We start from the raw sequence: 20266 nt of genomic DNA, 5'->3' as shown, positions 1-20266 counted from the left end.
AACTGCAGGGCGGGGATCATCGCCAGCGCGATCACCGGGACGGCGAGCACGACGGACACCAGAAGGCGGGTCCGCAGGGGAGCAAGCTCGTCCTGCGGTTCCCCGGGCGCCTGCTCCGGTTTCGGCGGCTCGGGCAGCCTGGCCGTGTATCCGGCCTTCTCCACCTCCGCCACAAGCAGGTGGGGGTCCAGATCGGTGGGGAAGGTCACCTTGGCCTTCTCCGTGGCGTAGTTGACCGTCGCGGTCACACCGTCCAGCTTGTTGAGCTTGCGCTCGATCCTGTTGGCGCACGACGCGCAGGTCATGCCGCCGATCGAAAGCTCGACCGCGCCCGTCGGCCGGTCACCGGTTGTCGCCGGCATCACCACTCCTTTCTCGCGTCGTGCCGTCAACGGCTGTGCCCGGCCGTTTCCGCGTGAACCGTGAAGGCGGCCGTGCGGACGATTCCCTCGTGCTTGAAGTCGAGGAACAGGCGGTAGTCGCCGCCGCTCGGCGCCGACGCGGCGAAGGCCACCCCGGCCGCCGCGGCCGCGCCCTCCTCGGGGTGCACGTGCAGGTAGGCCAGGTCGCCCGTGCGGATCGCGACGAGGTGCCCGTAGGCGCCCAAGTAGGGTTCGAGGTCGCCGACCGGCGTGCCGTCCTTGCTCACCGTGAACACGAGCTTACTCACCCGGCCGGGCGTGAGGTCGCCCGCCAGCGTGACCGTGTATCCGTCCACCCGCGCCGTACGATCCGGCGCCGACAGCGGCCGGGGCTCGAAGGCGCCCGGGACGTTCAGGTCGGCGCCGAGCGTCAGGTCCGGCCCGCCCTCGGGCGCGAAGTCGGCGTACGCGCGGTAGGTCCCGGCGGCCGGCAAAGTGAGCCGGACCGTCCAGACCCCGTCGCCGGCCTCCTCCGGGTGCAGGTGCCAGAAGCCGCCGAGGTCCCGGGAGACCACGATGAAGTGCAGCTTCTTGTCGTGCTTCACCTGGTAACGCGTCACCGGCGCGCCGTCGGGCCCGGTGACGGTGAAGCGGAAGTCGGCGGCCTTGCCCGGCAGGAGCGTCGTGGTCCGCGGGACCAGCGTGTAGCCGTCCTGGGAGATCTGCAGACCCGCCGGCACCGTGGTGGCGGCGTCCTCGGCGTCGGTGTGCGCGTGACCGGAGTCGGTGTGCGCGTGACCGGCGTCCGTGTGCGCGGGAGCGGCCGCGGGCTTCGGGTGACCGTGGACGGGCCGCGGCTCCGCGCGCGGGGGCTCGCCGGCGCCGAGCGCGGTCCCCGCCCCCAGGGCCGCCAGGAAGATCACGCCGAGGCCCGCGGCGTACGCGCCGAGCCGGGCCGGGGTGTTCACGAGACACCCGCCACGTCGTATCCGGCCTCGCGGACGGCCGCCACGATGGCCGCGTCGTCGGCCCTGCCGTCGGTCTCGACCGTCAGCAGCCCGGAGGCGAAGTCCACCGTGACGTCGGTGACGCCGGTGACGGCGCCGACCTCCTCGCTGACCGAGCTGACGCAGTGGCCGCAGGTCATGCCGGTGACGGTGTAGGCGCTGGTCATGGTCATCACTCCGGTAACTCGTTCCTCAGGGACGTCGACACCATACCCCCCTATGGTATTACCGCGTCAAGTCGGGGGCCCCCTATCGAGGGGCCCACCGGTCTAGAGGAGGTAGCGCAGCCAGAGGTACGGCACGCAGAGGGCCACCGTGACGAGGGTGACCACCAGGCCGTATTTGGTGAACTGCCAGAAGCTGATCCGCGCGCCGTTGCGCTCGGCGATGCCGAGGATGACGACGTTGGCGGAGGCGCCCACGGCGGTGGCGTTGCCGCCGAGGTCCGCGCCGAGGGCGAGCGCCCACCACAGGACGTCGTGGTCGCCGGGCACCTGCTGCGCGAGATCGGCCACGATGGGGCTCATGGTGGCGACGTAGGGGATGTTGTCGACGATCGCGGACAGCCCGGCCGACGCCCAGAGCAGGACCATCGCGGTCACGTCGAGCCGCCCGGCCGTCGCCTCCGCCGCGGCCTGCGAGACCCGGGTGATGACACCGGTCTCCACGAGCGCGCCGACCATCACGAACAGCCCGGCGAAGAACACCAGCGTCGGCCACTCCACCTCGCGCAGGGCGTCGTCGGTGGTGATCTTGGTGACCAGCACGAGCAGTCCCGCCCCGAGCAGCGCCACGACCGACGGCTCGTAGTGCAGCACCGGATGCAGCACGAACGCCGCGATGACCACGCCGAGCACGGACAGGCTCTGCACCAGCATGACCTTGTCCTGGATGGCCGCCCGCTCGTCCAGCTGCATGATCTCGACCGCCCGCTCGGGGTCGTACCGGAACGCCTTGCGGAACAGCAGCCGGCACAGCCCGATGAAGACCGCCGTCAGCACGATCACCAGTGGCGCGAGGTGGACGAGGAAATCGTTGAAGGTCAGCCCGGCGCGGGAGGCGATGATGATGTTCGGCGGGTCGCCGACGAGGGTCGCCGTGCCGCCGATGTTGGACGCCATCGCCTCGGCGATCAGGAACGGCGCGACCGGCAGCGCGAGGCGCTCGCAGACGAGGAACGTGACCGGCGCGATCAGCAGCACGGTCGTGACGTTGTCCAGCAGCGCCGACGCCAGGGCCGTGATCACCAGGAGCAGCGCCATGAGCCGGAACGGCCGGCCCCTGGCGCGCTTGGCGGCCCAGATGGCGAGGTATTCGAACACGCCGGTCTGCCGCAGCACGCCGACGATGATCATCATGCCCAGCAGCAGGAAGACGACGTTCCAGTCCACGCCGGACTCCTGCGAGAAGAAGGCGGAGCCGGCCGCGGTCGCGTGGACCAGCAGCATGATCGCGGCGCCGCCCAGGGCGGCCTTGACCCGGTGGACCTTCTCGCTGGCGATCAGGACGTACGTGGCGACGAAGACGGCCGCCGCCACCCAAGCGGTCAGCGTCATGTGAGCCGCTTGAGCAGCGCGGAGAGCGTGACCGCGCCCAGCAGGCGGCCGCCGTCCAGCACGGCGACCAGAGGGCTGCGAGTGCGCGCCATCAGCGCCCCGACCTCCAGGAGCGTGGCGTCCGGGTCGGTCACCGGAAGCTCGCGCGGGCGTTCCGGCAGCGCCTGGCGGACCGTGCGGCCGCCCAGCGCGCGGACGAACGCGTCGGCATGCGCCTCGTCGATCACCCGGGCCAGTGCGGGGTCGTCCTGGCAGTACGCGGGCACGGCCAGGCGCAGCACCTGCGTGCCCGGCAGGATCGACACCGGCGCGCCGCGCTCGTCCAGCACGATCAGCCCGGGCAGTTCGCGTTCGGCCATGAGGCGCGCGGCCTCGGCCACGGGGGAGTCGAGTCCCACGGTGGGGAACGGCACTACGAGATCCCGGGCACGCATGACCTCACCTGCCCGCCGCGTGTGGGTGTGCTCACGTCAGCCTTCCGGTCGCCGGTACGGCCCCCGGGTATGGGGGACCCTTCGCCGACCAGACTTCCCGGCACACCCCGGAACAGGCTATCTGCCCGGCAAGCCGTACAAAAGCCCCGGCGACGCGCGGCGGACGTATACCCCCTCCGCGTACGGCAGGCGGCCGAGCGACCCGGCCGGCAGCGGGACCATGCCCTCGGGCGCCTCCGCCAGCCGGGCGGAGAAGGCGAGACGGCGGCCGGCGCGTCCCCGGGCCGAGACGTAGTCGTCCGCGCCGGCGAAGGTCACTTCGCCCACCGAGCCGAGCCGCGCCAGTGCCGCCTCCACCGGCTCGCCCGGCCGGACGACGGTGGCGGGCAGGCGGTCGGTCTCGTCGTCGGACCGCACGAGGACCGCGCCGTCGACCCGGGCGACCAGGCAGACCGTGACCTCCTCGAACCCGGCGCGCACGGCCTCGGCCGCCAGATCGGCGCCGCCGGGGACCTCCCAGCCGTGCAGGGAGAAGACCGGCGACCCGGCATCGAGCGGCGCGGCGAGCGCCCGCCGCACGGCCTCGACGCCCGCCCGCGCGTACGGCACGGTCCGCTCGGGCAGCCGGTCCAGCGGAAACCAGCCCAGTTCGGCGCACTTGTGCGGCTCGGCGTTGACCGGCGTGCCGGTGATCGAGCGCGCCACGAGGAACATGCCGATGCGGGCCGTCCCGCCCGCGTTGCGATGATGCATGACGTGCACCACCTCGCAGCCGTCCACCTCGACGCCGAGCTCCTCGCGGGCCTCCCGGACGGCGGTGTCCACCACGGACTCCCCCTCCTCCAGGTGTCCGGACGGCATGATCTGCCACTCCCCGTCGGCGTAACCGGTGCCCTCACGGCGGCCGAGCAGCACCTTCCCGCCGTCCGTGAGCACCAGATGCACGTCGACGACCGGCCGGTAGCGGCCCGGGGCGTACGTCGCGGCGTCGAGCAGCGCGGGCAGGGCCGCGGCGTTCGCGGAGATGAACTCCCCCAGTTCGGGCGGCACCATGTTCAGGCCACGCGCCGTCTCCGGGCGTACGCGCCGCACCTCGTGCAGGCCGATGTCCGGCTCCAGGAACTCGGGGCCGCTGCGGCGCGACAGGTCGAGCGACACGAGCCGGCAGGCGAAGACCGTGCTCAGACGGCCGGGCTCTGCGAGGGTGAACACGTGCAGCGCAGGCCCCGCCGTCGCCCCGAGCTCCTCGTCGAGCTCGCGGCGCAGCGCTGCCTCCGGTGAGGCGTCGGACGGCTCCACCCCGCCGCCCGGCGTGACCCAGTACGGCTCGCGCTCCGGTCGTACCCGGCGGAAAAGGACGATGTCGTCACCGTCGAACAGGATGGCCCGGACGCCGTGCCGTACGGAGGTCATGCCCGGAATCCTCTCGCGGACGGTCCGGCGTCCGCTGCCGGAAGGGGCCGAAATACGGTGAGGAGAGCTCTCCGCGGAGGGCTCCGTGAAGAAGGGATGTTGCGCGATGACGGAAATGACCTACCGGCGGCTGGGGGACTCGGGACTCGTCGTCTCGGCTCTGGGCCTCGGCGGCAACAACTTCGGCCGCAGGCTCGACCTCGACGCGACCCGCGCCGTGGTCGACGCGGCGCTCGACGCCGGCGTCACGCTGATCGACACGGCCGACACCTACGGAGAGTCGGAGACGCTGCTGGGCGAGGTCCTGAAGGGGCGGCGTGACCAGGTCGTCCTCGCCACCAAGTTCGGCGGGGACGTGCACGGCGCCAACGGGCCCGACTGGGGCGCGCGGGCCTCGCGGCGGTACGTCCGCCTGGCGGTCGAGCGGTCGCTGCGCCGCCTCAAGACCGACTGGATCGACCTCTACCAGCTGCACTTCCCCGACCCCTCCACGCCGGTCGAGGAGACCCTGTCGGTCCTGACCGACCTGGTGCGGGAGGGCAAGGTCCGCTACGCGGGCTCGTCCAACTTCGCGTCCTGGCAGGTCACCGACGCGGACTGGCTCGCCCGCACCGGAGGCTTCGAGCGCTTCGTGAGCGCGCAGAACGAGTACAGCCTGCTCGACCGGGGCGTGGAACGGGAGCTGGTCCCGGCGCTGCTGCACCACGGCATCGGCCTGCTGCCGTACTTCCCGCTGGCCAACGGCCTGCTCACCGGCAAGTACCGGCGCGGGGAGGAGCCGCCGGCCGGCACCCGCCTCGTGGACCGGCCGCAGTACCTGACCGACGCGCGGTTCGCGGTGGTGGAGCGGCTGCGGGAGTTCGCCGACCGGCAGGGGGTCACCCTCCTCGACGTCGCTATCGGCGGCCTGCTCGCGCAGCCCGCGGTCTCCTCGGTGATCGCGGGGGCGACCCGGCCCGAGCAGATCAAGGCCAACGTCGCGGCGGCGGCGTGGCGGCCCGACGAGGCGGCGTTGAAGGAGCTGAACGACATCGCGCGCTGACCGGGGCGTGGCCGGCCGGAGACGCCGGCGCGGCCGCTGCTCGCCCGGGCCCCCAGACCCCAAGGTCTAGACGGGGGCCCGGGCGGGGCCGTCAGTCGTCGAGCATCGCCATGAGGCGGCGCAGGTAGGGCGGCACGTTGCGCAGCCGTACGGCGCTGCCCGCCAGGGGGGACCCGGGAGTCAGCAGGGCCCGCAGCCCGGCCAGGTCGACGAACCGCAGGGCGCCCGCGTCGATGGTGATCTCGCCGCGCTCGCTCCTCGCCTCGGCGAGCGCGGTCGCCAGGGCTGCGCTGTTGGAGACGTCGACCTCGCCCTCCACGATCACGGACGAGTCCGCGGAGGACCACCTGACGCTGAGGTAGGTGTCCGTGTAGAGAACGCCGCGGTGACCGCCGGGTGGATTCACGAGACGCGCCGGCACGGCGCACCGGTGCGTAGAGCGGTGCGCGCCCGTCCCGGGCGCGGTATTGCGGAGCAGGACACGGTGATTGTCATCACGGTCCCACCTCCTCGCTGAAGGCGGAAATACTCACTGAGCGTTGCCGTCCGACAGCGCATCTGTCAATGGTTGGCCAGTTAATATTCAACGAAAGTCGACGATCATCGCTTGCGGCCCACGCCGCCGACCGCCCAGACCGTGTCCTTCGGCGGCCGCAGCTCGTCCGGCTCCGGCCGCCATTCGGGCACCTGGACCAGGCCGGGCTCCACCATCTCCAGATCGCCGAACAACGGCAGGATCTCGTCCTGGGTGGGCAGCCGCAGGCGGCCGTCGTCCTTGACCGCCCATTCGCTTGCGAACAGCAGGGCCAGTTTGCCGGTCACCTCCGGGCGCAGGTCGGAGATCGCGTGGCTGATGACCATGTAGCTGCCGGGTGCGATCGCCTCACGCAGGCGGGCGGTGATGGCCCTCGTCAGGTCGTCGTCGTTGATCGCCGCCAGGACCGAGACGAGCAGCACGCCCACGGGCTCGTCGAGGTTCACCAGCGCCCGTAGCCGCGGATGCGTGAGGATCGAGTCGGGGTCGCGTACGTCGCCGCGGATCACCACGACGCGCTCGTCCTCCTCCACCAGCGCCTGCCCGTGGTTGACCACGACCGGATCTTTGTCGACGTAGACCACGCGGGCGTCGGGGGCGCACCCGCGTGCGATCTCGTGCACGTTGCCCTGAGTCGGCAGGCCGCAGCCGATGTCGACGAACTGGCGGATTCCGGCGCCGGCCAGGAACCGTACGGTCCTGCGGAGGAACTTGCGTCCTTCGCGGCACATCAGGGGCAACTCGGGCGCGATCAGCAGTGCCGCCTCGGCGGCCTCGCGGTCCGCGGCGAAATTGTCCTTCCCGCCGAGCCAGTAGTCGTAGACCCGGGCCTCGTTCGGGACGGACGGGTCGAAACCCACAGGCTCGACCGGGGAGATACCCGGCATGATCCTCCGTTCAGCCCTGATGACCGATAGTACCGGTGCAAGATGGGCCTAAGTGAGGATCAGTACGTGTTATCCGATCCGAGTCCGGGGTGCGCCTGCGGCGTGATCAGCGATAGCCGGTGACTTCGGCGGTGAAACCGGCCCATACGGCCTTGCCCACAGGGCGTAGCCGCGCCCAGCCCCACATGCGGCTGACCCCGGCGACGACCTGCAGGCCGCGTCCGCTCTCGGCCACGTAGTCGGGCTCACGCAGCACCGGCGCGTCGTTGCTGGGGTCGGTGACCATGCACAGCAGCGCACGCGACGATCGGAACATCAGCAGGCGCACCGGCAAGGGGTGGATGGCCTGATGCCGCAGGCCGTGCCGTAGCGCGTTGGTGACCAGTTCGCAGACCGCGAGCGCGGCGTCGTCGGCGACGTCCTCCATGGCCCAGGTCTGCAACACGCTGGTCGTGAAGTGCCGCGCGGTGCGCGCCGCGAGGCTCTCCCGGTGGAACTCGTGCACCGCAACCTGGGGGACGCCGCACGGCTCCTCGCCACCGGTCCAGGGCCAGCGCTTGTCATCGGGAAAGACCTGCTCAAGCGTGCCAAGCCAGGGATCCCGGGCAACGCTATCGGCTTCTGCAAGGGAAGCACGGTCTGTCCGATAACCAGTCATTGAGAGCCTTATGAGGTTGATGTCGACCATGTGGCGGGATGACTCAGTAAGTCATACTGCTCCCATTGATGCTCGTGTGCAAGTACAGATGCACGTGCAAACGCACGAAAGTTGTGGTTCGGTCGGATTGCGAAACGAGGCGCCCCATGTCCGTGATCTACAACGGAATGCCCTCATCTCACCTGGGGCAGCAGGCCTGGCGCAAGAGCCGGCACAGCAATCCGAGTGGCAACTGCGTCGAGATCGCCGCGCTGCCCGACGGCCGGGTGGCCCTGCGCAACTCCCGGCACCCGTCCGGTCCGGCGCTTATCGTGCCCCCGCAGGACATGGCGGCATTCATCCGCTCCGTCAAGGAGGGCGAATTCGACGACCTCCTCGGCTGAGTGGAGAAATGATCTCGCTACTTGCGCGGACCGATGTGACGAGTATCGTGAACGTGGCGTAAACACCGGTGCACCTCAAAGGACCCCATATGACTGCGGCCCCTGCGGAGGGTGTGCCTCACCCGCTCGACCTGGCGTCACGATCACGCCGCAGCCCGACCGTCCTGCGCATCCTGCTCGGCACGCAACTGCGACGGCTCCGCGAGAGCAGGCACATCCGTCTGGAAGAGGCCGGCAACGCCATCCGCGCCTCCCACTCGAAGATCAGCCGGATGGAACTCGGGCGGGTCGGGTTCCGCCGCCGCGACGTCGCCGACCTCCTCACCCTGTACGGCGTCACCGACGAGACCGAGCGGGAGGCGCTGCTCTCGCTGGTCGCCCAGGCCAACGCCCCCGGCTGGTGGCACAAGTACGACGACGTGCTGCCCTCCTGGTTCGAGGCGTACGTCGGCCTGGAGCAGGCCGCGAGCACGATCCGCTGCTACGAGGTGCAGTTCGTGCCGGGTCTGCTGCAGTCCCCGGGATACGCGGAGGCCGTGGTGCGGCTCGGTCACCCGGACGCCTCGGACGAGGAGGTCGAGCGCCGCGTCCGGCTGCGGATGGACCGGCAGGAGGTGCTGGTCCGGCCGGATCCGCCCCTGCTGTGGGCGGTGATCGACGAGGCCGTGCTGCGCCGTCCGGTGGGAGGAGCGGAGGTGATGCGGGGCCAGATCGAGCATCTGCTCGAGATGATCTCGCTGCCGCGTGTAACGCTCCAAATCGTCCCGTTCAGCGCGGGCGGGCACGCGGCCGCGGGAGGACCGTTCAGCATTTTGCGCTTCGCGGGGGTCGGCCTGCCCGACGTCGTCTACCTCGAACAGCTCACCAGTGCCATCTACCTGGAGAAACGAGAGGACATCGACCGCTACCTCGCAGTCATGGAACGCCTGTGCATCCAGGCCAGGCCGGCCTCGGAGACCGCCCGGATGCTGCGACAGCTCATGACGGAGTTGTGACCATGCGCTAGCGTCCCGTGGGTGACCTCCGCTGTCGCACGCCCGCAGGAGACGGTGGCGCAAGCCGTACCCGAAAATACGTGTCAGGTGCGCGTGGGCGGTAAATGGAGTACTACCACACTGTGGGGCAAGCAGGAGGGCGGTGAGAACCTTGGCGGGCAGCCTGCTCAGCCTGGAGTTCGACCGAAGTTCGGTCACCAGGGTGCGGCACCTCGTCATGGTTTCGGCCCAGGAGGCCGGGCTCGAAGGCGTGACCCTGGAGGACTACGTGCTCGCGGTGCACGAGGCGGTCACCAACGCCGTCCGGTACGGCTCGCCGCCCAGGGGGATCGCCATGTGGCGTGAGACGGGGATGCTGGTGTGCGAGATCACCGACAAGGGCCCCGGCATTCCCGACGAGGTGCTGGAGCGGGAGGAGCCGGCGACGCGGTTCGACTTCGGGGGACGCGGGCTGTGGCTCATGAACCGCCTGGCCGATCGCGTCGTGCGTACGGGGGCCGATGGTACGACGATCCGTCTCAGTGTGGCGCTTCCCTGACCGACGTTCGGCTTCCGCTGAGAGCGGAGCACGGACCGCCTGACCGAAACCAGGCTCCCCCTCTTCTCCCCAGGCCCTCCTCCCTCAGGGTTAACGCCGCTGCGAGCTGGGCACTTCTGATCACGTCACTCTGTCGTCAGGGTCGGACGCCAGATCGGACGGGCGAGCCGTAATCACGAATTTGGTTCACCGAAATTTCGGGCGATCCGGGTCGGACGCCGAGACCTTGCTAGGCTGCAGGGAACCGTAGAACCGGGCGTTGTCTCACCCGGCAGGTGAGACCGTCGAGAAGTGGGGTCACACCGTGAAGAAGCTGCTTGTTCTCGCTCTGGTCGCCGTCGGCGGGCTCCTGGTCTGGCGCAAGGTGCAGGCCGACCGTGCGGAGCTCGATCTGTGGACTGAGGCCACCGGCAGCGAGAACTGACCACCAGGGATGGTGCTTGATCGTGGCAGAGGTGCGGGAATGACCCCCGTGAAGCTGGCCTGTCTTGACTTGGCCGGGACCACGATCGGTGACATCGACATGGTGGAACGGGCGTTCGCCGAGGCGATCGCCACGCAGGGCATCGTCCCCGGGACCAGCGCCTATGCCCGTGCCATGGTGCATGTGCACAGGTCCCGGGGATGTCCCAAGATCGAAGTCTTCCGGGGCATCTTCCCCGGCAACGAAGCCCAGGCGCAGGCCGCGAACCTGACCTTCGAGCGTTCCTACGAAGGAGCCATCGAGAGGACCGGTCTCGTGCCGCTGCCGGGGGCGGTCGAGGCCGTCGCGAAGCTGCGCGACGCCGGCCTGAAGGTCGCCCTGATCACCGGATTCAGCCGCGCGACCCTGGGGCGGGTGCTGAGCACCCTCGCCTGGGTCGACATGCTGGACCTCGCGCTGTGCCCCGAGGACGCCGGACGGGGCCGTCCGTACCCGGACATGGTGCTCACCGCCGTCCTGCGCTCCGGCATCGACGACGTACGGCAGGTGGCCGTGGTGGGCGACTCCGAGAGCGACATGCTGTGCGGCCGGCGTGCGGGCGCCTCGGTCGTCGCCGGAGTGCTCACCGGCGTGCACAGCAAGGAGCGTCTCCTCGGCGGCGGCGCCACCCACATCATCGACTCCATCGCCGACTTCCCCGGGCTCGTCCTCGGCAGCGAGGTCGGCGCGTCGCCGGTGGCCACCTCGGCCCCCTGATCACCGGCTCGCTCCAGAAGGATTTTCTCCGGCGCCGAGATGGCACGGGGTGGTATCAAGTGGCGCTCGGGTGCGGGCTGTTGCTACGGTGTACGCACCGGCGGCCTGTGGATCTGCGCGTTTACGCGGTTCGCACCGCCACGGGGCCTTAGCTCAGCTGGCAGAGCGCCTGCTTTGCAAGCAGGAAGTCAGGGGTTCGAATCCCCTAGGCTCCACCAGCCAAAACGCCGCTTCTCCGATCATGGGAAGCGGCGTTCGTGCCATTAACGTGCCATTAGCTCTTGTCGGCATCGCGCTCCGCCTCGACTCGCGCGCTCAGCGCGTCGGCGATCTTCCGGTCGGCGTCGCGGGTCGCGTGTTGGTAGATGAGCGCGGCCCGGTCGCTGTCGTGGCCCATCCGGGCCTTGAGGTCGGCGAGGCTCGCGCCCGACTGAGCGGCGAGCGTGTTCCCGGTGTGCCGTAGGTCGTGGAAGTGCAGGCCCTTGACGCCCATCTCCTTGAGCGCTTCCGCCCACTTGGCCTCCCGCCGGAAGTTGCCACCGCGGAGGAACGCACCGCGCTTGCCGAGGAAGACGAACGCGTCCTCGCCCGTGCCCGTGAACTGGTCGAGGTGGTCGACGAGCGCCGGGACGATGGCCGAGGGGATGCTGACTGTGCGCTTGCCGGCCCGCGACTTGGGCGGAGCGAGCACCATGTCTCCTCCGTCCAGCTCGATGAGCTGTTCCCGCACGCGGACCGTCCGCGCCTGGAGGTCGATGTCCGAGCGCCGCAGCGCGATCGCCTCGCCCCAACGCAGGCTCGCGAAGGTGGCGAGAAGGATCAGCGCACGGAATCGACGGTCGGCCATCCGGTCGGCCAGCTCGAAGACCTGGGCGACGGTGAGAATGGGCCGCTCTGGCGTCTGCTCGTTGTCCGCGCCCTTGATGCGGCAAGGGTTACGGCTGATCAGCTTGTCCTCTTCGACGGCCGTCATCAGCACGGCCCGCAGGAGCCGGTACGCCTTGGCGGCCGTGGACACCGAGACGCCTTTGTCTATGAGGGCGGCACGCCACGAGCGGACAAGCGCTGTGGTGAGTTTGCCGACCGGCACCTCGCCGAGGCCGGGAACGATGTGCCGTTCAAGGAGCCAGGTGTAAAGCTCGACTGTCTTGGGCCGCAGGCCGGGACGTTCCTTGATCCAGGTGCGGGCATAGTCGCCGAGCAGGACTTTGCCGCGATCGGGGTCCGTCCATTCTCCCGAGATCATCTGCGCTTCAATCAGCGTGAGCGCACGGTCGGCGTCCGTCTTGGTCGCGTAGGTGGTGGAACCCGTGTGGATGCGACCATCGGGGCCGGGATAGCGAATCTGAAAGCGGCCGGACGGAAGCTTGCGAATATTGCCGAAACGCCGGTGACCATCTCTGTTCGCCATCAGGCCGCCCGTCCCTTCGGCGCTTTGACCGGCTCGACGAGCCCGGCGGCAATGAACGCTTCGAGAGCGGCTTCGGGAATGCGAACGCTCCGGCCGACGCGGACGAAGAAGATACGACGTTCGGCGATCAGCCGACGAGGAAAGCGAACAGAGGTGTTCAGCCGTTCGGCCGCCTCTTCGACCCGGAGAAGACGACCTTGGGCCTCTGGCGGGAGTGGCGTGGTCGGAGAAGGCGTGTTCGTCACGCGGCCCTCCCTTCAGTTGCCGAAAAATCTCTGCCGTCTGCCTGGGCTTCGAGTTGGTTCATGTGGTTGCGCCAGCGCTGGCGTTCGTGAACTGAGCGGAGCAGCCGCACGCCGATGGGGGCCAGGTCGGGGTCACCGGGTTTGACCGGTCGCCAGATGTAGCGGTGTGGGTCGACCGGCTCGTCTTCGACGCCGAGCGCTTCCAGGACCCAGGTACGCCGGTTTTGCTTGTGCTCCGTGAGGGTCTTGTTCGACCACTTCCGGGACACGAGGACGCCCCGCCCCGCGTAGCCGAGGTGATCAGGCTTGTGCGCCTTTCCCTTGCACCGACCCGGAGCCATCCCCGGCTTGGCGCCCTTGGGCTGCACCCCGTATCGCAGCCAGTTCGGGCAGGTCGGCGAGCACGGTTCGAACCGCAACGCCTCCAACAGCCTCTCCGCGTGAGCCGTCCGGCGAGGGTCATCGGTGCCGAGAGCGTCGCCGAGGGCTTGTTCCCAGGTCGGCAGGACTTCCCCCGTGGCCGGGTCGAGGTAGCCGGCCCCGTCCTCCCACATCGGCAGGTGGTCACCCTCGAACCGCACGTCATCAGTCATGTGTGTTGGAAGGGTTGAGGCCGTGACGATCGCGGACTTCGGTGCGGTGTGTGGGTGGTTGGGGCGATCGGCTGCCGCGGCCCTTCGGGCCTTGCCGTCGGATGACTGATGGTCGATCGACGTTGACGCTTTGCGCCTATTGGCGTTGGGTTGGCGGTTAGAGTCGTGGGCGGCGAGGGGTGCCATGGGGGTGCTCTTGCTCGGGGGTCGTCTGGCCGATGAGAAGGGTCGAGGCGCTATGGGTGGGGACTTGGTGCAGCTAGCCGCTGAGGTGTCGCCGTATGTGACGGCGGCGGTCAGCGCCTATGGGGGCGCGGTGCTGGCCCGGGCCAACGAACAGGCCGCCGACGCGACGGTCGGGTGGGGCCGGGCCCTGCTGCAGCGGATATTCGGCGTCGCTGAGGAGGAGCAGGAGGTCCCCGAGGCGGTCGCCGATCTGGCCGCCGACCCGGACAACCCTGATCTTCAAGCGGTGCTGCGGGTGCATATCGGCAAGCTGCTGGCCGCCGATCCGGAATTGGCCGGGCAGGTGCGGGAACTGCTCGACCAAGCGCGGGCCGAGGTCGGACCGGCTGTCACCGTGACCGCCTCCGGGTCCCGGTCGGTAGCCATCGGCCGGGATAATTCCGGATCGGTCACCACCGGCGATCATTCCCCCATCAGTGGTCCTGGGTCCCTCAAAAACTGACATGACCATCGGTCGGCCTACAGTGCCACCCGACAGGCCGGGAGTGTCGGCGTCTGGGGACCGGGCGGTTGCGGCGGACCGGGACATCACCGGTCAGGTGACCACGGGTGATCACTCGCCGATTCTTTCGCTGGGGCCGGATGCGTTGTTGTCCCCCCGCCAGGTGCAGGTGAAGCCGGACGAGCCGTTGTATCGGCTGGAGGCGCCGCGTGCTGAGCAGTTTGTCGGCCGGGATGAGTCGATCGATCGGCTGCGTCGGCTGCTGGTGGAGGCGCCGGTGGTGGTCCGCCAGGTCGTGTATGGCATGGGCGGGGTGGGCAAGTCCGAGTTGGTCCGCCAGTACGCCTATACCTACCGGGGGAGCTATGGGGTGGCGTGGTGGATCACCGCCGACACGCCGGAGAACCTGGAGCTGGGGTTGGCCGGGCTGGCGGTGGCGTTGCATCCCCCGGTCGGGCTGATCGGTGACACGCGCACGGCGGCCGATTGGGCGCTGGACTGGTTACAGGCCCATGCGGGGTGGCTGGTGGTGTTGGACAATGTCGAGGACCCGGCCCATGTCCGCAGCTGCCTGGATCGGCTGTCGGGTGGGCATGTGGTGGTCACCACCCGCCGTGATGTCGTCTGGCCCGGGTTGACCCCGCTGGCGTTGGCGGTGCTGGATGACGGTTCCGCGGTCGATCTGCTCGGCCAGCTCATCGGACCACCGCCGCCCAGCAATTCCGATCGTGACAAAGAGCTGGCGGGGATCGCGAGTGAGCTGGGGTGTTTGCCGCTGGCGTTGGAGCAGGCGGGGGCCTACATGCGCCAGCAACGGTGCAGCCCCGCCCGCTACCTGTCGGAGATACGCGCCAACCCCGCCTGGGCCCACCACCGCGCCCCAACCGGAGCGGACGCCGAACGGATCATGGGCGCGCTATGGGACCACCACCTCACCGCGCTCCGCGAGCACGACCAGCGAACCGGACAGCGCAGTGAACACCTGCTCCGGATGCTGTCCTGCTACGCCCCCGACGACATCCCCCGCACCCTGCTCGACAGCCAACCACCGGACGACGTCACCACGGCGGAAGGATCCGGGGATGAGAGCAGGTGGGCGGAGGAACTGGCCACGTTGGCCTCCTACAGCATGATCACCAGGTCCGGGTTGGACGCGGCCGTGACGATCAGCATGCACCGGCTGTTCCAATCCGTGATCCGCCACACCCTGCCCGACGGCCCCCAACGGTACGACGCCCGCCTTGATGCACTGACAGGACTACTACACGCGCTCCCACCCGACCCCGACACCAACACTCACGGCTGGGCGATCTGGCGCGATCTCATGCCCCACATCGACGCCCTCACCATTTGCTTCCCGCAAGGCGACGAGCCGGCCCACCTCGGCCTACTCCTCAACCAAGCCGCGATCTTCCTCTCCACACAGGGCCAGCATCACCGCGCCCTCAATCTCGCCATACGCGCCCTGGCTATCACCGAGAGCGCCTACGACAGCGACCACCCCATTGTCGCCGCCTGCCTGGGCAGCCTCGCCCTCAGCTTTTCTGCTCTGGGGCGGCCGGGCGAAGCCGTCCCCTTGCTCGAACGTGCCCTGACCATCACCGAGAGCGCCTACGGCCCCGACCACCCCATCGTCGCCGTCTGCCTGGGTAACCTCGCCGGAAGCTTTTCTGCTCTGGGGCGGCCGAGTGAAGCCGTCCCCCTGGAACAGCGTGCCCTGGCTATCACCGAGAGCGCCTACGGCCCCGATCACCCCGACGTCGCCACTCGGCTGGGTAACCTCGCTGGGAGCGTCCGTGCTCTGGGGCGGCCGGGCGAAGCCGTCCCCCTGGAACAGCGTGCCCTGGCTATCACCGAGAGCGCCTACGGCCCCGATCACCCCGACGTCGCCATTTGGCTGGGTAACCTCGCCGGAAGCTTTTCTGCTCTGGGGCGGCCGGGCGAAGCCGTCCCCCTGGAACAGCGTGCCCTGGCTATCACCGAGAGCGCCTACGACAGCGACCACCCCATCGTCGCCGTCTGCCTAAGCAGCCTCGCCGCCAGCTTTTCTGCTCTGGGGCGGCCGGGCGAAGCCGTACCCCTGGAACAGCGTGCCCTGGTCATCACCGAGAGCGCCTATGGCCCCGATCACCCCGACGTCGCCATTCGGCTGAGCAACCTCGCCAGCAGCTTCCGTGCTCTAGGGCGGGCGGGCGAAGCCGTCCCCTTGCTCGAACGTGCCCTGGTCATCACTGAGAGCGCCTACGGCCCCGATCACCCCGACGTCGCCATTCGGCTGGGCAACCTCGCTGGAAGCTTCCATGATCTGGGGCGGCCGGGCGAAGCCGTCCCCTTGCTCGAACGTGCCCTGACCATCACCGAGAGCGCCTACGGCCCCGACCACCCCACCGTCGCCATTCGGCTGGGCAACCTCGCCGCCAGCTTCCATGATCTGGGGCGGCCGGGTGAAGCCGTCCCCTTGCTCGAACGTGCCCTGACCATCACCGAGAGCGCCTACGGCCCCGACCATCCCACCACCGCCACCTGCCTGGGTAACCTCGCCGGAAGCTTCTCTGCTCTGGGGCGGCCGGGTGAAGCCGTCCCCTTGCTCGAACGTGCCCTGGTCATCACTGAGAGCGCCTACGGGCCCGATCACCCCGACGTCGGCACCTGCCTGGGTAACCTCGCCCTGAGCTTCCGTGCTCTGGGGCGGCCGGGTGAAGCCGTACCCCTGCTCGAACGTGCCCTGACCATCACTGAGAGCGCCTACGGGCCCGATCACCCCGACGTCGCCATCTGCCTGGGTAACCTCGCCGCCAGCTTCCGTGATCTGGGGCGGCTGGGCGAAGCCGCCCCCCTGGAGCAACGTGCCCTGGCTATCACCGAGAGCGCCTACGGGCCCGATCACCCCGACGTCGGCACCTGCCTGGGTAACCTCGCCCTGAGCTTCCGTGATCTGGGGCGGCCGGGTGAAGCCGTCCCCTTGCTCGAACGTGCCCTGGTCATCACTGAGAGCGCCTACGGCCCCGACCACCCCGACGTCGCCATTCGGCTGGGCAACCTCGCCGTGAGCTTCCATGATCTGGGGCGGCCGGGTGAAGCCGTCCCCTTGCTCGAACGTGCCCTGACCATCACCGAGAGCGCCTACGGCCCCGACCACCCCACCACCGCCACCTGCCTGGGTAACCTCGCCGCCAGCTTCCATGATCTGGGGCGGCCGGGTGAAGCCGTCCCCTTGCTCGAACGTGCCCTGACCATCACCGAGAGCGCCTACGGCCCCGACCACCCCACCACCGCCACCTGCCTGGGTAACCTCGCCGCCAGCTTCCATGCTCTGGGGCGGCCGGGTGAAGCCGTCCCCTTGCTCGAACGTGCCCTGGTCATCACTGAGAGCGCCTACGGCCCCGATCACCCCGACGTCGCCATCTGCCTGGGTAACCTCGCCGGAAGCTTCTCTGCTCTGGGGCGGCCGGGTGAAGCCGTCCCCCTGCTCGAACGTGCCCTGACCATCACACAGAGCGCCTACGGCTCCGACCACATACTCGCGCAAGCCCTGAGAGCCGCTCGGGAAGAGATCCGCGAAGAAGCAGCACGCAGAGCCTATGGGATACAAGATCGGAATGTGCCATGTTCATGCGGGTCCGGAAGAAAATACAAACGTTGCCACGGTGCAGGCTGACGTTATATCGGTAACAACAGGTCAACGCCGGTTGCAGTTCGGCCCTGTTTGATATGAGAGGTGAACGCCTCTTGGCCTGCATTGAACCGTACGGAACATCTCAGGATCGACCTTTTATCCGCAGATCCGATCAGCAGTAGGTCACCGGTCATCCTGGCACCACAAAGAATCATCCACTCATAATCCGATGGCCCTTCGTCCTCCTTGCTGCTTGAGTGTCCCAGCCGTGCCCGTTCGGTCAAGGGCGCCTTCGGCGTCGCTTCGCGATCAGCTTCGCTGACCCTTGACACGGCGGTCCCGTCCTAGGGATCGGCAGCTACGAGGAGGACGGGGGCAGACCAGGAGACGGGCCGCGCCGGCCCCTGTCTGGGCAGCTCGCTGGCGTGATCGTCGTGCCATTAGCGTGCCATCAAGGGCGGTCAACAGGGGGTACTCACGGTCACTCGCGGACTGCCGTTCGCCCAGGTGGTAGCCGTATCCCCTGGTGATCAGACCGATTTGCAAGCAGGAAGTCAGGGGTTCGAATCCCCTAGGCTCCACCCACTCAAAAGCCCAGGCCAGGGACCGTTTTCCCCGCCTGGGCTTTGATTTGATTCCGGCAGGCGAAAGCACGTTTCAAGCGCCGTCCTACCGTGGTCGAGTGACCGGAACCACTGCGAGCAGATGATCCAGGCCCTTGAAGTCCTTTGGGTTGCAGGTGTAGAGCGGCAGTTGGTTGGCGATCGCCACGCACGCGATCATCAAGTCTGCTGTGCGGGGACGCGGGTTGCGGCCTGAGGCGATGACGGCGGTCCAGAGTTGGCCGTACTCGCGGGCAGCGGTTTCGTCGAAGGGAAGAGGGTCGAACTCAGCCTCGGCGGCCTGCAGGATCTTCATCCGCTGAGCGAGTTCCTGTGGCCCGGACGCCACGAGTACGCCGACCGACAACTCCGCCGTTGTGATGGCGCTGATCGTCATTTCGTCGGGCAGCTCGTCCGGGTCGATCCCAGCGCGCAGGATGAGGATGTTGGTGTCGAGCAGCCCTTGCGTGAGGGTCATTGTCCGCCCTCGCTGAACTCGCCTCTGCCGTACGCGCGATCGTAGGGGTCGTAGAGGTCGTCGTTGACGTGTCGGTCCATGTCCTCGCGGTACTTCCGGTCGTCGAGACGCGGCATACCTCGGGACATCGCGGCGAACTCCGCTCGTGAGACGGCCCGGCGTCGGCGCCGGATTGGCACGAGGTCGCCGATGTGATGGCCATTACGAGTCACGGCGTACCGTTCCCCGCGTTCCAGGCCATCCATGATCTCTGCAGACCGGTTGCGGAGATCGCGCTGCGAGATCTGATGGGAACGCTCAGGCTCAGAGATGCTCACCTTATGAGTGTAACGAGAGCGTGCCATCTGGTGGCACGGAGTGGCACAACGAGGTGCCTATCTCGAGACCCGGGATGCACTCGACGTGCTGATCAGGGCCAACAGCCGACACCGGGCGGAGCTGTCCACGGCCCCGGAACCGGTGGCGCAGTCGGCCTGATGCTGTGATCTGCACCTCAGTCGGTTGCCCCTCACATCAATGTCAGGGGTAAGGATGGCGACAACGCCCGGAAGCACCGGGTCGGTTCAAACGAGAGGCGGCGGAAGATGGGGCAGGCGTGGGGTTTCGGCAGGTATGGCGGGCCCGAGGTGCAGGAGTTCTTCGATCGTCCCGACCCTGTCCCCGGTCGTGGCGAGGTGCTGATCCAGGTCGACGTCGCCGGCGTCAATCCCCTCGACCACCTTCTGCGCTCGGGTCTGGTCGACGGGCTCGACGGCGGGCGTCCGTTTCCCCGCGTGCTGGGCATGGAGGCAGCCGGAACCGTTCTCGCCCGGGGCGAAGACGTCAACGGGCTCGACGTGGGTGACGCGGTCTTCGGTTTCGCACTCACCGGCGGCGGCACCTACGCCGAGACCACGGTGCTGTCCGCGCCGAACACCGCGCGCATCCCGGAGGGTCTGTCAGCGACCGTGGCGGCGACGCTGCCAGTAGCCGGGACGACCGCGGTGGACGTGCTCGACCAGCTCAACCTCCCGGCCGGTGCCACGGTCCTGGTCAACGGAGTCGGGGGCGGGGTAGGCCTCGCCGTCGCCCGGCTGGCTATCGGACGCGAGCTGCGTGTGACCGGCACCGGGAGTACCGCCAAACGCGAGCACGCCGAGGCCATCGGGGTGCGGTTCATCGACTACACCGCCGAGGACGTCGCCGCCGCAGCACGCGAGCTGGTTCCGGACGGCTTCGACGGGATCGTCGACCTGGCCGGAGGCACCTCGCTGCGGACGGTCGCTCCGCTGGCCCAGGATCCCCGCAACGTCATCGCTGTGGGTGATATGTCTGTGTCCGATCTCGGTGGGCGTTTCGTTGAGCGTCGCGTCGACCGCGAGAACCTGGAGCGGTCGGCCCGGCTGGCCCTCGACGGACTCCTCGCACCCGTAATCACCGTGGTCCATCCGCTCTCCGACGCCCCCGCCGCCCTCGCCACCGTCGAGAACGGTCACGCCTCGGGCAAGGTTGTCATCAAGGTGGCATGAGAAGTGCCCGGCCGTCTGACGCTGTCGACCGTCCACTGCGGACTGACGAGAACTCGTGGTCACCGCATCATCAATCGGGGCCATGACAGCGACCGTGCCGCGCTGATGCCCGCGGCAGCCGATACGCCTTACGGC

Annotated in this window: 23 protein-coding genes and 1 tRNA gene; 10 read left to right on the top strand and 14 right to left on the bottom strand. The window is 68.9% G+C overall.

Annotated features, from left to right (window positions below):
• The 6 genes from ACWEQG_RS35475 to ACWEQG_RS35450 all read right to left on the bottom strand — a co-directional run.
• Positions 1-362, bottom strand: a 362-nt coding sequence (locus ACWEQG_RS35475) for a cation transporter (protein WP_452291582.1), incomplete at its 3' end; no start/stop codon positions are given.
• A gap of 26 nt (positions 363-388) precedes the next feature.
• A complete protein-coding gene (locus ACWEQG_RS35470; RefSeq protein WP_452291581.1) occupies positions 389-1330 on the bottom strand; it encodes a hypothetical protein in 942 nt (313 codons plus the stop codon).
• A complete protein-coding gene (locus ACWEQG_RS35465) occupies positions 1327-1542 on the bottom strand; it encodes a heavy-metal-associated domain-containing protein (protein WP_452291579.1) in 216 nt (71 codons plus the stop codon). The genes ACWEQG_RS35470 and ACWEQG_RS35465 overlap by 4 nt, the downstream gene beginning before the upstream one ends.
• Before the next feature lie 96 nt (positions 1543-1638).
• The gene (locus tag ACWEQG_RS35460) at positions 1639-2925 is read right to left on the bottom strand and encodes an ArsB/NhaD family transporter (RefSeq protein ID WP_452291577.1); all 1287 of its coding nucleotides are present in this window, start codon (positions 2923-2925) and stop codon (positions 1639-1641) included.
• Positions 2922-3359, bottom strand: a complete 438-nt coding sequence (locus ACWEQG_RS35455) for a CBS domain-containing protein (protein WP_452291575.1) — start codon at positions 3357-3359, stop codon at positions 2922-2924. Before ACWEQG_RS35455 ends, ACWEQG_RS35460 begins: the two co-directional genes overlap by 4 nt.
• Before the next feature lie 117 nt (positions 3360-3476).
• Positions 3477-4772 carry an NUDIX domain-containing protein gene (locus ACWEQG_RS35450; RefSeq protein WP_452291573.1) on the bottom strand — a complete coding sequence of 432 codons (1296 nt, stop codon included), beginning with the start codon at positions 4770-4772 and terminating at the stop codon, positions 3477-3479.
• A 106-nt stretch (positions 4773-4878) separates the two neighbouring features.
• Between ACWEQG_RS35450 and ACWEQG_RS35445 the strand changes: the two genes are divergently transcribed.
• Positions 4879-5814 carry an aldo/keto reductase gene (locus ACWEQG_RS35445; protein WP_452291572.1) on the top strand — a complete coding sequence of 312 codons (936 nt, stop codon included), beginning with the start codon at positions 4879-4881 and terminating at the stop codon, positions 5812-5814.
• A gap of 91 nt (positions 5815-5905) precedes the next feature.
• On the opposite strand, the gene ACWEQG_RS35440 is transcribed toward ACWEQG_RS35445, so the two are convergent.
• The 3 genes from ACWEQG_RS35440 to ACWEQG_RS35430 form a co-directional block, all read right to left on the bottom strand.
• Entirely contained in the window at positions 5906-6220 is a 315-nt protein-coding gene (locus ACWEQG_RS35440) for an STAS domain-containing protein (protein WP_452291570.1), read from the bottom strand.
• 194 nt (positions 6221-6414) lie between these two features.
• Complete coding sequence (locus ACWEQG_RS35435) at positions 6415-7236, bottom strand: SAM-dependent methyltransferase (RefSeq protein WP_363464307.1); 822 nt, start codon at positions 7234-7236, stop codon at positions 6415-6417.
• Positions 7237-7342: 106 nt separating this feature from the next.
• Positions 7343-7924, bottom strand: coding sequence for an ATP-binding protein (locus tag ACWEQG_RS35430; RefSeq protein WP_452291568.1), 582 nt, complete (start codon positions 7922-7924; stop codon positions 7343-7345).
• A 116-nt stretch (positions 7925-8040) separates the two neighbouring features.
• Here ACWEQG_RS35430 and ACWEQG_RS35425 point away from each other — a divergent pair, with 116 nt between their 5' ends.
• The 6 genes from ACWEQG_RS35425 to ACWEQG_RS35400 all read left to right on the top strand — a co-directional run bounded on the left by ACWEQG_RS35425 (position 8041) and on the right by ACWEQG_RS35400 (position 11208).
• Positions 8041-8277, top strand: coding sequence for a DUF397 domain-containing protein (locus ACWEQG_RS35425; RefSeq protein WP_452291566.1), 237 nt, complete (start codon positions 8041-8043; stop codon positions 8275-8277).
• A gap of 89 nt (positions 8278-8366) precedes the next feature.
• Positions 8367-9272: a helix-turn-helix domain-containing protein gene (locus tag ACWEQG_RS35420; RefSeq protein ID WP_452291564.1), complete on the top strand. Its 906-nt coding sequence runs from the start codon at positions 8367-8369 to the stop codon at positions 9270-9272.
• 142 nt (positions 9273-9414) lie between these two features.
• Complete coding sequence (locus tag ACWEQG_RS35415; RefSeq protein WP_363464299.1) at positions 9415-9810, top strand: ATP-binding protein; 396 nt, start codon at positions 9415-9417, stop codon at positions 9808-9810.
• 304 nt (positions 9811-10114) lie between these two features.
• The gene (locus tag ACWEQG_RS35410; RefSeq protein WP_208802288.1) at positions 10115-10234 is read left to right on the top strand and encodes a DLW-39 family protein; all 120 of its coding nucleotides are present in this window, start codon (positions 10115-10117) and stop codon (positions 10232-10234) included.
• A 39-nt stretch (positions 10235-10273) separates the two neighbouring features.
• Positions 10274-10990 (top strand): HAD-IA family hydrolase, encoded by a 717-nt coding sequence (locus ACWEQG_RS35405; RefSeq protein WP_452291562.1) that lies wholly within the window; start codon positions 10274-10276, stop codon positions 10988-10990.
• 142 nt (positions 10991-11132) lie between these two features.
• Positions 11133-11208: transfer RNA gene (locus tag ACWEQG_RS35400), tRNA-Ala, on the top strand.
• 56 nt (positions 11209-11264) lie between these two features.
• Here the strand turns inward: ACWEQG_RS35400 and ACWEQG_RS35395 are convergent.
• The 3 genes from ACWEQG_RS35395 to ACWEQG_RS35385 all read right to left on the bottom strand — a co-directional run bounded on the left by ACWEQG_RS35395 (position 11265) and on the right by ACWEQG_RS35385 (position 13239).
• Positions 11265-12236: a tyrosine-type recombinase/integrase gene (locus ACWEQG_RS35395; protein ID WP_452291560.1), complete on the bottom strand. Its 972-nt coding sequence runs from the start codon at positions 12234-12236 to the stop codon at positions 11265-11267.
• A gap of 164 nt (positions 12237-12400) precedes the next feature.
• The gene (locus ACWEQG_RS35390; protein WP_452291559.1) at positions 12401-12646 is read right to left on the bottom strand and encodes an excisionase family DNA-binding protein; all 246 of its coding nucleotides are present in this window, start codon (positions 12644-12646) and stop codon (positions 12401-12403) included.
• Entirely contained in the window at positions 12643-13239 is a 597-nt protein-coding gene (locus ACWEQG_RS35385; protein ID WP_452291557.1) for a replication initiator, read from the bottom strand. The genes ACWEQG_RS35390 and ACWEQG_RS35385 overlap by 4 nt, the downstream gene beginning before the upstream one ends.
• A gap of 283 nt (positions 13240-13522) precedes the next feature.
• Here ACWEQG_RS35385 and ACWEQG_RS35380 point away from each other — a divergent pair, with 283 nt between their 5' ends.
• Positions 13523-13927: a hypothetical protein gene (locus ACWEQG_RS35380; RefSeq protein ID WP_452291555.1), complete on the top strand. Its 405-nt coding sequence runs from the start codon at positions 13523-13525 to the stop codon at positions 13925-13927.
• 97 nt (positions 13928-14024) lie between these two features.
• Positions 14025-17585 carry an FxSxx-COOH system tetratricopeptide repeat protein gene (gene fxsT / locus ACWEQG_RS35375; protein ID WP_452291553.1) on the top strand — a complete coding sequence of 1187 codons (3561 nt, stop codon included), beginning with the start codon at positions 14025-14027 and terminating at the stop codon, positions 17583-17585.
• A 627-nt stretch (positions 17586-18212) separates the two neighbouring features.
• On the opposite strand, the gene ACWEQG_RS35370 is transcribed toward fxsT, so the two are convergent.
• Both ACWEQG_RS35370 and ACWEQG_RS35365 read right to left on the bottom strand, forming a co-directional pair.
• The gene (locus ACWEQG_RS35370; RefSeq protein WP_452291551.1) at positions 18213-18623 is read right to left on the bottom strand and encodes a PIN domain-containing protein; all 411 of its coding nucleotides are present in this window, start codon (positions 18621-18623) and stop codon (positions 18213-18215) included.
• Positions 18620-18940 carry a type II toxin-antitoxin system Phd/YefM family antitoxin gene (locus ACWEQG_RS35365; protein WP_452291550.1) on the bottom strand — a complete coding sequence of 107 codons (321 nt, stop codon included), beginning with the start codon at positions 18938-18940 and terminating at the stop codon, positions 18620-18622. Before ACWEQG_RS35365 ends, ACWEQG_RS35370 begins: the two co-directional genes overlap by 4 nt.
• A gap of 267 nt (positions 18941-19207) precedes the next feature.
• Between ACWEQG_RS35365 and ACWEQG_RS35360 the strand changes: the two genes are divergently transcribed.
• The gene (locus ACWEQG_RS35360; protein WP_452291548.1) at positions 19208-20131 is read left to right on the top strand and encodes an NADP-dependent oxidoreductase; all 924 of its coding nucleotides are present in this window, start codon (positions 19208-19210) and stop codon (positions 20129-20131) included.
• The last annotated feature ends 135 nt before the right edge of the window (positions 20132-20266 follow it).

This window comes from Microbispora sp. NPDC004025 (genome assembly GCF_053604425.1).
Note: the sequence above shows the minus strand (reverse complement) of the source record. Positions and strands in the feature narration are given on the sequence as shown.